The 11,897-nt window shown below is 69.2% G+C and carries 10 protein-coding genes; all 10 read right to left on the minus strand.

Going from position 1 to position 11,897, the window contains the following annotated elements:
• Nucleotides 1-161: 161 nt before the first annotated feature.
• Nucleotides 162-1,496, minus strand: a complete 1,335-nt coding sequence (locus tag DCO49_RS08835; RefSeq protein ID WP_116863724.1) for a dicarboxylate/amino acid:cation symporter — start codon at nt 1,494-1,496, stop codon at nt 162-164.
• A 57-nt stretch (nt 1,497-1,553) separates the two neighbouring features.
• Entirely contained in the window at nt 1,554-3,248 is a 1,695-nt protein-coding gene (locus DCO49_RS08840; RefSeq protein ID WP_116863725.1) for a BatD family protein, read from the minus strand.
• On the minus strand, nt 3,245-5,023 hold the full coding sequence (locus tag DCO49_RS08845; RefSeq protein WP_243402698.1) for a VWA domain-containing protein: 1,779 nt from the start codon (nt 5,021-5,023) through the stop codon (nt 3,245-3,247). The genes DCO49_RS08840 and DCO49_RS08845 overlap by 4 nt, the downstream gene beginning before the upstream one ends.
• Entirely contained in the window at nt 5,020-6,024 is a 1,005-nt protein-coding gene (locus DCO49_RS08850; protein ID WP_116863727.1) for a VWA domain-containing protein, read from the minus strand. The genes DCO49_RS08845 and DCO49_RS08850 overlap by 4 nt, the downstream gene beginning before the upstream one ends.
• On the minus strand, nt 6,021-6,470 hold the full coding sequence (locus DCO49_RS08855) for a DUF4381 family protein (protein ID WP_116863728.1): 450 nt from the start codon (nt 6,468-6,470) through the stop codon (nt 6,021-6,023). The genes DCO49_RS08850 and DCO49_RS08855 overlap by 4 nt, the downstream gene beginning before the upstream one ends.
• Nucleotides 6,467-7,396: a DUF58 domain-containing protein gene (locus tag DCO49_RS08860; protein WP_116863729.1), complete on the minus strand. Its 930-nt coding sequence runs from the start codon at nt 7,394-7,396 to the stop codon at nt 6,467-6,469. Before DCO49_RS08860 ends, DCO49_RS08855 begins: the two co-directional genes overlap by 4 nt.
• 8 nt (nt 7,397-7,404) lie before the next feature.
• Nucleotides 7,405-8,430, minus strand: a complete 1,026-nt coding sequence (locus tag DCO49_RS08865; RefSeq protein WP_108769844.1) for a MoxR family ATPase — start codon at nt 8,428-8,430, stop codon at nt 7,405-7,407.
• A 166-nt stretch (nt 8,431-8,596) separates the two neighbouring features.
• On the minus strand, nt 8,597-10,567 hold the full coding sequence (locus DCO49_RS08870; RefSeq protein ID WP_116863730.1) for a type IV pilus secretin PilQ family protein: 1,971 nt from the start codon (nt 10,565-10,567) through the stop codon (nt 8,597-8,599).
• Nucleotides 10,568-10,588: 21 nt separating this feature from the next.
• A complete protein-coding gene (locus DCO49_RS08875; RefSeq protein WP_174213516.1) occupies nt 10,589-11,125 on the minus strand; it encodes a pilus assembly protein PilP in 537 nt (178 codons plus the stop codon).
• The gene (gene pilO / locus DCO49_RS08880) at nt 11,122-11,775 is read right to left on the minus strand and encodes a type 4a pilus biogenesis protein PilO (protein WP_116863731.1); all 654 of its coding nucleotides are present in this window, start codon (nt 11,773-11,775) and stop codon (nt 11,122-11,124) included. The genes DCO49_RS08875 and pilO overlap by 4 nt, the downstream gene beginning before the upstream one ends.
• Nucleotides 11,776-11,897: the final 122 nt, after the last annotated feature.

The following is an 11,897-nucleotide window of genomic DNA, read 5'->3' on the forward strand; positions in this document are numbered from 1 at the left end:
TCGGGAGGCGGCCGCGAAACTGCGGGCGCGCCATTGTCCCACAGACGCCCGGCAGGGTCAGGTCAACGTCGCCCGGAAACGAGACGGGGTCGGAGCCCTTTCCTGGCGGAAAGGGATCCGACCCCGTTCAGGTGTTGCCGGCCAGCGGCCGGCACTACCGATCAGTTGTCCAGACGGGCCGCGGCAGCAGCCGCCTCGGCAGGGGTGTCGGCCGCCTCGCCCTTGGCCACCAGGGTGGTCAGGGCCAGGTCGCCGGTCACGTTCAGCGCGGTACGGCACATGTCCAGGAAGTGGTTCACGCCCAGGATCAGGCCGATGCCCAGCGGGTTCACGCCGACCATCGCGCAGATCATCGCCACCACCGGCAGCGAGCCCGACGGCACGCCGGCGGTACCGATGCCGCCCAGGATGCAGACCGCCATCACCATGACCTGCTGGCCGATGGACAGGTCCACGCCGAAGAACTGGGCCAGGAAGATCACCGTCACGCCCTCGAACAGCGCGGTGCCGTTCTGGTTGGCGGTGGCGCCCACGGTCAGCACGAAACGCGAGACGCGCTGCGGCAGGCCCATCTGGTCGGCCACGCGCAGCGCGGTCGGCAGGGTGGCGTTGCTGGAGGCGGTGGAGAAGGCCATCACCGTCGCTTCCTGGGTATCGCGGAAGAACGACAGCGGCGAACGGCCCGACAGCCACACTGCGGCGCCGTAGGTCACGACCATGTGCAGGCCCAGCGCCAGCACCACCACGCCCACATAGGCACCGAGGCGGAGGATCAGCTCGAAGCCGAACAGCGCGGCCAGGTTGAACATGAAGCAGGCCACCGCGTACGGGGCCAGGCGGATGACCAGGTTGATCAGGGTCATCGAGATTTCGAACACGCCTTCGATGGCGCGACGCAGCGGGGCGACCTTCTCTTCGTCGGTCAGCACCATGCCGATGCCGAACATCAGCGCGAAGAACATCAGCGACAGGATGGCGCCGTTGTCCGACGCGGCCTGCAGCACGTTGCTCGGCACGATCGACAGCAGCATGTCCATGCCCTTGGGCGTGCCATGGATGCCGGCCACGATCTCCTTGCTGCGCTCGGCGTTCTCCGACAGCATCAGCGCGGCCGTCTGCGGGTCGACGCCAGCGCCCGGCTTGAGCACGTTGACCAGCACCAGGCCGATGCCCACGGCAATGCCGGACAACAGAATGGTGTAGGCCAGGGTCTTCCAGCCGATACGGCCGAGGGCGCGGATGTCGCCCATCTCGGACACGCCCATGATCAGCGCCGAGAAGATCAGCGGCACGATCAGCATGAAGATCAGGTTGAGGAACAGACCCGATGCCGGCGTGGTGATGTAGTCCATGACCCACTTGGCACCGGCCTGCAGACCATCGACGCTGCCGCCCAGGGCATGCACGGTCAACCCCAGGATCAGGCCGATCGCAAAGCCGATGCCCATCTTCCAGTGCAGGGGCAACTTCTTCTTGTCGGCAGCAGCTGCTGTCATACGCGGCATTCCTCGAAAAATGAATCTACTCTAACAAAGCGCGCAAGCTCCGCCGGTTCAGGGTCGCTGCGTGGGGTACAGCGGCGCCAGCCCAGTGTCGACGGCTTTCTGCGGCGCCGACCAGTGCGGTCCGTCACGGAAGCATTCGCGCAGGCGCGCACGCAGCACCGACGCTTCACCCTGCCCGCCCCAGCGCGCGGCCTGCAGGTCCAGCAGCACCTGGCGCTGGGCCGGATCGGCCAGACGCTCGATCACCTGCTCCAGGCGTTCAACCCCGGCCATCGCACACAGCTGCGCCTGCACCTGGTCGAATCCCTCGCCGTCGAGTGCGCGGCGCAGCTCGGCCACGCTGCCACGCGATGCGCCGCTGCGGCTGGTACCTGTGGTGATCGGTGCGCCGGCAGACGGTGCGCGACGGCCACGGCGCCAGCCCCAGGCCAGGGTCAGCAGCCACAGCACGGCCAGACCAATGGCAGCCGAGATCCAGGGCCACGGGCGCGCAACGGCCGTGCCCAACGGCACCGCGGTCGGTGCGGCCGGCCGCGCGTCGTCGCCGGGCAGCGCGGCCTGTGTATCGAGGGGCTGGGGCGCCGGGGTACCACTGCGTCCGGCGGCCACCGTCAGGGTCAGATCCGGCAGCGTGGCCTGCTCGGCAGTGCCGCTGTCCACGTTCCACCAGGTCACCTTCGGCCCCGGCACCACCAGCGTGCCGGCCTGGCGCGGCACGATCGAATAGCGCCGGGTGATCTTCAAGCGCGGCGTGCTGCCGCTGAAGGTCTCATCGTACTGGGCCGGTTCGGCAAAGACCTGCCCGGCATCGCCCACGTCGGGCACCGGCAGATCGGTGAACTGGGCGCGGGTCGCACCGTTTGCCACGGCTTCGACCACCACGGTGGCCGCTTCGCCGGCCCGCGCACTGTCCGGCGCCGTGGTGTAGCGCAGCTGCAGGCCGTGCAGCGGCATCCAGGGCTGCGGTGCCTGCGCCGGTTGCGCGCGCACCTGCAGGGTGCGCTCGGGGGCGACGGCGTTCATGCGCCCGTCGCCGCCCGCACCGAAGAAATCATCGAAGAAGCCACCGGCCGTGCGCCCGTTGAAGCGTGCGCCGGGCAGGCGCAGCGGCCCGCTGCGTTCGGGAATCAGCAGGAAGCGGCGCTCCACCACGTTGTAGCGGCGGCCGTTGACCTGGCGCACGTCGGTGCGGTCCTCGCCCACCCGCTGCAGCGAGGCACCTTCCGGCGTATCCAGCACCAGCTCGCCAGAGGCCAGCTGCGAGGCGAAGTACAGGCGCACCACCACGCCCACGCTCTGCTGCACGTAAGGCTGCGCGTCGTCCACTTCAGTCTCGACGAAAGCGGCGGCATTGCTCTGTGCGGTGGCCACCGTGCCGGTGCCCACCTGCAGCTGCAGCGGTTCGGTGCGCTGGCTGCCGACCTGCAGCGAGGGCACCAGCAGGGTGCCGCTGCGGCGCGGGGTCAGCGTCACCGAGTACACGTTGCGCTGCTGCATGCTGCCGTTGCTCCACTGCACCTGGCGGCTGCTGCCCTGCGCGCCGAGCGCGAAGTCCGCATTCAACGGCGCAAAGTCCGGACTGCCCTGGTCGGTTTCCACCTGCAGGGTGACCGGCTCACCGAGGGTGGTGCTGGCCGGGTCGAGCCACGCGCGCGTCTGCGCCAGTGCGGCCGACGGCAGCCACACCAGCAGCATCGCCAGCAGCACCGTCACCTGGAATGTCCTGCGCGGCACGCCGATCATCGCCCTTCCCTCTTTCTGCGTTCGTTTTCCAGCTGGAACTTGGTCCGCAGCAGCGAGCCCGGGTCATCGGGCACGCGACGCATCCACGCCTCCACTGCCTGCTGTTCCTCGCGCTGCTGCGGCGTGCGGCCGTCGCCGCGCGTGGCCGGCTTGCCCTTCTCGCCGGGCCTGGACTGCTGCATGGCCTGCTGCATGCGCTGGCGCTGCTCGGCGTCGGCCTGCGCCTGTGCCTGCGCATCGGCGGCCTGCGGACCGGCATTCTGGCCGTCTTTGTTTTCGCCGGGCTTGCCCTGCAGCGGCGGCTGTTGATCCTGCTGCCCCTGCTGGCCCTGTTGACCTGGCTGCTGCCCCTGCTTCGGCTGCTGCGGCGGCTGGCCCTGGCCCTTGTCCTGGTTGGAGCGGTTGTTCTGGTCCTTGTTCGACGGCGGCTTGCGCTTGCGCGCGGCATCGACCACCGCGCGGTTGGCCACTGCATCGGCCATGCCCGGATGCTTGGCCAGCGCGCAGTCGTAGGCGGCGATGGCACCGTCGTAGTCGCCCTGCCGCGCCAGCGCGTTGCCGAGGTTGTACAGGCCGGCATCACTGTCGATGCCCTCGAAGCGTGCGCGCGCGGTATCGAAATCACCGTTGCGGTAGGCCTGCACGCCTTCGGCGATGCGTTCGTGCTCGCGCTGGTCGGCGCGCTGCCAGAGCGTGCCGGTTTCTTTCGTCGGCGCACTGCGTGGCTGTGCGTGCAGGTTGCCGGCCAGCGGCAGCAAGCCCACCGCCAGCACCGCGGCCAGCACCGCGCGGCGCCGGAACGCCAGCAGGGCCAGCAGCATCAGCGGCGGCAGCAGCCAGTAGCCTTCATCCTGCCACTGACTGCCCTGCCCCCGGCCCTGCCGTGCGGTGCCATCGCTGGCATCCAGCACATCCAGTGCACGCAGGTCGCGGTCATCGGCGGCGATGCGCGCGTACTGGCCGCCACCGGCGGTGGCCACCGTGCGCAGGCTGCCTTCATCCAGCGCCGCCTGGGCGATCTGCCCGCTGCCATCGCGGTAAGCGGCACCGGTAGGCGTGCCGAGGCCCAGCACCGACACCTGCAGGCCGAGACTACGCGCCTGCGTCGCGGCGAGCGCGGCAGCGGCATCGGCCTGGTCGCTGATCAGCAGGATGCGCCCACGCAGCGTGCCGGTCTGGCGCAGCAGCTGGGTCGCCCAGTCGATGGCGCGGTCGGCATGCTGCCCTTCGCGCGGCATCACCTCCGGCGACAGCGCATCCAGATACAGCGCCACGTTGGCAGTGTCATCGGTCAACGGAGCCACCGTGTAGGCATCATCGGCATACACCACGAGACCGACCTGGCCGCCCTGCCGCGCACGCAGCAGTGCACCGATCTTGGCCCGTGCCTGCAGCAACCGCGATGGCGGCAGGTCGGTGGCGGTGATGCGGCTGGACAGATCCAGCACCACCACCAGCGGCGTGCCGGCCTGGTACATCGGCTGCGCCTGCTGGCGCCAGCTCGGGCCGGCCAGGGCCAGCACGGCCAGCGTCCAGCCCAGCAGGATGGCCCAGGGCAGACGCGCACGGCGGCGCCCACCTGCGGCTAGCAGGTGCGACAGCAGATGCGCGTCGACCGCCTGCCGCCACGCATCACTGCGACGTTGCCGGTACAACGTGGCGGCGATGATCAGCGGCAGCGCGAGCAGCGCCCACAGCCACTCGGGCCGCAGGAAATGCAGTGCGCTCCAATCGGGAAGCGCGGCCTGGAATGTCTGCAGGAACGTGGCGATCATCGGCGGCGCTCCGGCCACAGCCATGCCAATGCACCCAGCAACAGCGCCAGGCCCAGCGGCCAGGCATAACGTTCATTGCGCGGACGCAGGCTCGGGCCCTTCGCCGCGATCGGCTCCAACCGGTCCAGCTCGGCGTAGATGCCGGCCAGCTCGTCGGTATCGCGGGCGCGGAAGAAACGGCCGCCGGTCATTTCGGCGATCTTTCGCAGGGTGGCTTCATCCACCGGGTCGCGGTCACTGGCGATGGGGATGCCGAACAGACGCATGCTGCCATCGCTGCCAAAGGCGACCGTATGCACGCGTACACCTTCGGCACGCGCCAGTTCGGCCGCGCGCAGCGGCTCCAGCACTCCGGCATTGCTGACGCCGTCGGTCAGCAGGATCAGCACGCGCTGCCCCTCCGGCTGGCTGCGCAGGCGCTTGACCGCCAGCGCGATCGCATCGCCGATGGCGGTCTCGCGGCCGGCCAGGCCGACCACGCTGTCGCGCAGCTGGTCGCGCACGCTGGCCAGGTCGGCGGTGATCGGGGTGAGCGTGTAGGCACGATCGCCGAACACCAGCAGGCCGACGCGGTCACCGGCGCGGCGGTCGAGGAAGTCGGCCAGCACCGCCTTGGCCGCGGTCAATCGCTCCACCGCCTGTGAACCGAGCACCATGTCCGGCTCGCTCATGCTGCCGGACACGTCCATCGCCAGCATCATCTGCCGGCCTTCCTGCGGCGGCGTGATCGCATCGCCCAGCTGCTGCGGCCGCGCCATCGCCACGCACAGTGCGGCCCAGGCCAACCACAGGATGATCGTGCGCAGCCAGGATGCATCGACGCGTCCGCCGCCGGCCAGCGCCAGCAGCTCGGCGGCGGCATACGGCACGCGCAGGGCGGCGCCGGGTTCGGCCCGGCGTTTCCACAGATGCATCAGCAGCGGCACGGGCAGCGCCAGCAGTGCCAGCGGCCAGGCCAGCTGCAGGTCCGGCCAGGGCCAGTAACTTGCCAGCAGGCTCATCGGCGACGCTCCTGCAGCAGCTGCAGGTAACGTTCGCGTGCCCAGCGGCGGACCTCGACCACCTCATCCGCCGGCACCTGCGGCCGGTAGGCACCTTCGGCCAGCAGGCGTCGCTGCGGCTCGCCCAGCTCGTCCTTCGGGTCGATCCGCTGCCACCAGGCCTGGTCATGCAGCGCTTCGCTGCCCGGCTGGGCCAGGCGCGCGGCGCGACGCAGCAGGCCGGCGATGGTGGCCAGTTCGGCCGCTGCGGTGGGCGCCGCCTGCAGTTCCTGGTCGAACTGCTGCAGCCAGCGCTGGCGTCGACGGCGACGACGCTCGCGGATGAAGAGCACGATGCCCAGCACCAGCAGCACGGCGCCGGCCAACATCAGCCAGCCCGGCGCCGGCGGCCACCACGAAGGCGACGGCGGCAGCGCGACATCGCGCAACGGCAGGGCCGCGCTCACGCCGGCACCTCGGTCGGTGCAGGTGCCAGCCAGGCGTCGCTGGGCGCGTCGGTGGAGAGGATCTGTACATCCACGCGGCGTGCAGCCAGCTGCTGGCGCATGGCCTGCAGCGGCTCAACGAAGTGCGCGCGCCAGTGGTCCTGCACTTCGCTGCGGCGCAGATCCAGGCCGATGCGCTGCTGCGCGGCCAGGAACTGCAGCGGCGCCGAGGGCGGCTGCAGTTCCAGCGGGTCGACCAGCAGCAGCAGGCTCAGGTCGTGGTGCTGGGCCAGCGCACTCCAGCGTGCCGGTGCGATGCGCACGGCCTGCTGGGGATCGGCCAGTACCAGCATGCGTGCGCCGGGGCGCAGCACACGGCCGGCGTGGTCCAGCGCGCGCTCCAGGCCGAGGTCATCGGCGGGCGGTTGCGCGTACCAGCGGGTCAGTGCGTCGAGCACGCGCAGCACGCCACGCGGGCCGCCGGCCGGAGCGATCGGCGGCTCACGGTCACTGCCACGCAGCGCGCCGATGCGGTCGCCACGACGTTGTGCGGACCACGCAGCCACAGCCCCGGCGCGCGCGGCCTGCACCGATTTGAAGCGCACGCGCGTACCAAAGTACAGCGCCGGCGAGGTGTCGGCGACGATCAGGCTGACCCGTTCGCGCTCGGCCTGGAACAGCTTGGTATGAGCGCGACCGGTGCGCGCGGTCACCCGCCAGTCGATGTGCCGCGCGTCATCGCCGGGTACGTATTCGCGCGACTCGGCATATTCCATGCCGCGTCCGCGCAGCGGTGACGGTGCCTGGCCGGCATTGCCCACGCGGCCACGGCGCGGCGGCGGCGGTCGCTGCGCCAACCGGCGCAGGGCCACCAGCTCGGCCAGCTGCGGGCGCAGGCCATCGCCTTCGGCCACGCTGGCGCTGTGCGGCGGGGATGAATCGGACATGTGCAGGCTCAGGGCGCCGGCACGCGGGCCAGCAGTTCCTGCACCAGGCGCTCGCCATCCCAGCCTTCGGCCGTCGCTTCATAGCTGGGCAGCACGCGGTGGCGCAGCACGTCGGCGGCCACGGCACGCACGTCATCCGGGGTAACGAAGTCACGACCGGCCAGCCACGCACGTGCACGCGCGCAGCGCTCCAGCGCGATCGAGCCGCGCGGGCTCGCGCCCCAGGCGATACGGCGGCCGAGGCCGGCGTCGTAGCGCGACGGATCGCGCGAGGCCAGCACCAGTTCGATCAGGTAACGCTCCAGCGCCGGCGCCATGTGCAGGTCCAGCACTTCGCGGCGGGCGTCGAACACCACCTGCATCGGCAGTTTTTCCGGTGCCGGCGCGGCGTTGTCCAGCGCACCGCGCGCGCGGTCGCGGGCCAGGCGCAGGATCTCCGCTTCGGCGGCCTGGTCGGGGTAGCCGATGCGCACATGCATCAGGAAACGGTCCAGCTGCGCTTCCGGTAGCGGGAAGGTGCCTTCCTGCTCGATCGGGTTCTGCGTGGCCATTACCAGGAACAGCGACGGCAGCGCATAGGTATGGCGACCGACGGTGACCTGGCGCTCGCCCATCGCTTCCAGCAGCGCAGACTGCACCTTGGCCGGGGCGCGGTTGATCTCATCGGCCAGCAGGATCGGGTGGAAGATCGGGCCGGGCACGAATTCAAAGCGACCTTCCTGCGGGCGCCAGATCTCGGTACCGGTCAGGTCGGCCGGCAGCAGGTCCGGGGTGAACTGGACGCGGGCGAAATCGGCTTCCAGTCGTGAGGCCAGCGCGCGGATGGCGGTGGTCTTGGCCAGGCCGGGGGCGCCTTCGACCAGCAGGTGGCCGTCAGCCAGCAGGGCGATCAGCAGGCGCTCGACCAGCGCGGCCTGGCCGACGATCTCGGCCGACAGGGCATCACGCAGGCCGGTAAAGGCGGCATGCAGCTGCGAAGTGGTCGGCGCGGGCGGCGGCGTGGCGGATTCGGGCATCGGCGGTGGCAGGTTCATGGGGGCCTTTGACCGGCGCGGAACGGCACGGGTTCCCCACATCATCGCAGGCCGGTCCGCGGATTGGATCAAGGACGGATGAATGGCCATCGCCGCATGGCGTGGATCCACCACGAAAAAGGGCCGCACATGGCGACCCCGTCTCGTACAGCGTGTGCGGGCTGGCTCAGCTCTTCTTGGCCACGCGCAGCACCTTCGGGGTCACGAACACCAGCAGTTCGGCCTTGTCCTTGTTGCGGCCACGCTTCTTGAACAGATTGCCCAGGAACGGCACATCGCCCAGGAACGGCACCTTGCTGACGCTGCTGCGGTCGGTGAACTCGTACACGCCACCGATCACCACGGTCTGGCCGTCCTCCACCAGCACGGCGGTGTTGACCTCGCGGCGGTTGATTTCCGGGATTTCACCGTAGCCGGCCAGGGTGATGTAGCGCTGCACTTCGTCCTTCTTGACCGCCATGTTCAGGAACACGCGGTTGTCGTCGGTGATGGTCGGGGTGACCTTCAGCTCCAGCACCACTTCCTTGAACTGCACGTTCGGGGTCTGCGCACCGCCGGCCGCACCGCCGCCGCTGATGGTCACGTAGCCGATTTCCTTACCCTGCTTGATCAGGGCCTCGCGCTGGTTGGTGGTCACCACGCGCGGGTTGGAGATCACTTCACCACGCGACTCTTCCTGCATGGCCGACAGTTCGACGTCCAGCAGGTAACCCGCGTTGAGGATGGACAGTGCCAGCGAACCGGGGTTGCTGGTGGAGGCCACCGGCAGGTTCCAGTTCAGGCCGTTGCCAATCTTCGACGCAACCGGGATGGGCGCCGGGCCGACGCTGCCGCCGGCGATCCAGTCGCGCACCGCGTTGGCGTTGGTGGCGGCGGTGGTCACCTGCGAATCGAGGGTGCTGTGGTTCTGATCCACGTTGCCACCAAAGTACACATTGTCGCGGCTGCCGCTGATGCCGAACTTGGCACCCAGTTCGCGGGCAAAGGTATCGGTGGCGATGACGATGCGGCTCTCGATCAGCACCTGGTCGACCGGGCGGTCGATCACGTTGATCAGCTCACGCATGCGCGCGATCTTCTTCGGGATGTCGCTGATCATCAGGGTGTTGGTGCGCTCGTCGGCGACGATGCGGCCGCGCGAGGACAGGAAGCCACTCTCTTCCTGGCTGGAGCTGGAGCCGCCACCGCTGCCACCACCGCCACCACCGATGCCCTTGGCCTCGGTCAGCGCTTTGAAGATCTGCGTGGCGCTGTGGTAGTTGATCTGCACGTAATCGGTCACCAGATCCTCGCGGTTCTCGATGGCGATGCGTGCGTCTTCCTTTTCCTGCTCGAACTTGGCCAGTTCAGCCTGCGGCGCGACCCAGATCACGCTGCCGTCGCGACGCTTGTCCATGCCCTTGGCGCGCAGCACGATGTCCAGCGCCTGGTCCCACGGCACGTTGACCAGGCGCAGGGTCACATTGCCCTGCACCGAATCGGACGCCACGACATTCAGGTTCGACTCTTCCGCAATCAACTGCAGCACGGTGCGCACCGGCACGTCCTGGAAGTTGAAGGTGACCGGCTTGCCGCTGTAGCCACGCTCCGGCACGCCCTTGGCAGCCTGGGTGACGCTGCCTGCGGTGACGGCACCGACGGCGGCCGGTGCCTTGCGGGCACTGATCTCGACCACGTACTCGTTGCCGCTCTGGTAGGCCAGCGATTCGACTGCGCCGCCGGTGCTCAGCACCAGCTGGGTGCCCGCGCCCGACGGCTTGGCGTCGATGCGCTGCACCGGCGTGGCGAAGTCGGTGACGTTCAGCGGCTTCTGCAGGTTGGCCGGCAGTCGGGCATTGCCGACGTCGACCACCACGCTGTTGTCCTGCGTGCGCAGGTCAGGGATCGCGCCCTGGCCGTCGAACTGGACGATCAGGCGGCCACTGCCGTCATCGCCGCGCTTGAAATCGATCCGCTGCACCGACAGCGAGGCCGGCGCGGAGGCCTGCGTCGCTACGGCGGTGCCTGCCGGCTTTTCGGCCGGTGCGGCAGCCAGCGCCGGGGCGCAGGCCAGCATCAGCGCGACTCCCAGCGCGCTGATGCGGTTCAAGGTAGAGCGCCGGATGGGTCGCAGCCCCTTGGCTTGGTGAAAAGTCATCGTGCTATCCCCAGTAAACGATCATTGATCATCGAGCGCGAGCGTGGCCGGACGTTCCAGCCAGCCCCCCGCACCGTCCGGCACAAGTTCGATCAGCTCCACGCGGTCTTCGTAGACCGCGGTGACCCGCCCGTCGCTCTGCCCAAGGTATCCACCCGGGCGCACCCGGTAGGTCACCTTGTCGGGCCCCATCACCAGGGCGACAGTGCCGCCTCCGGTACCGATGGTACCCACCATGTCCAGCGCATCCAGCGGGAAGCCTTCAAGCGGCTCCTTGCGCCGGTTCGGATCCGGACGGGTTCCACCAGCCCCCTGCTGCGGATTGGCCCAGGCATCGGTGAACGGATCGCGCATGCCCTGCGCGGAATACTCGAAGGTCTCGAACTGCTGCATCACCGGCAGCGGCTCGAGCGGCTGCGCCGGTCGTGCGCGCTCGCTTTCAACCCATTTTTCCAGGTTGGGGGCGTCGCCCGGCGTGCTGGTGATGCCGCGGCCGCAGCCGGCCAGCAACAACACCGCCATCGCCATGCCACCCCGTGCAATGAAGGAACGGATCACGGCTGCGCCTCCTTGCCCGGTTCAACCTGTTGCTCTGCGATCTCGGACTCATCCAGGTACCGGTACGTTTTGACCGTACCGGACAGCTCCAGCGCGCCGGCGCGGATGCTGCCACCGGTCTTGTCGGCCGGCTTCAGGTTGATGTCGTGCATGGTCAGGATGACCACGCGCGGCAGCGAGGCCACGCCACTGACGAACGCGCCGAACTGGTGGTAGCTGCCCACCATCTTCAGCTTGATCGGCTTCTCGGCGTAGAACTCCTTGATCTGTTCCTGCTCCGGCTCGAACAGCTGGTTGGTCAGGCCGCTGGACAGCGCGGTCTGCGAGATGTCGATGATCAGGTCCGGCATCTCGGTCTTGCTGGGCAGCTGCCGCAGCATCTGCTGCAGGACCTGCTCCATCTGTGCCAGCTGCTGCTTGAGCGGTTCCAGGTTCACCGCGCGTGCCTGCTCGGTGCTGAACTGTTCGCGCAGCGTGGCTTCCTGGCCTTCCAGGGTTTCCAGCTCCTCGCGCTTGCCGCTGATCAGCAGCATGTACGCCACGAACATGATGACCAGGGCGATCAGCGTGCAGAACACGATCTTCGCGTTCCGCGGCCAGTTGCCGATGTCGTTGAAGTCCAGGCTCTTGAGGTCGACTTTCCTGCTCATGCGCGGTCCCCCTGCAACGGGGCGTGGAAGGCCTGCGGCGGCTGCGCCAGGCGGCTCCCCTCAGGCTTGGGCGGGGCCGCCGGCTTGGCGGCCGGCGCTGTCGGCGCGGGCTGGGCAGCCGG

The organism is Stenotrophomonas sp. SPM (assembly GCF_003105135.1).
Classification (GTDB): domain Bacteria; phylum Pseudomonadota; class Gammaproteobacteria; order Xanthomonadales; family Xanthomonadaceae; genus Stenotrophomonas.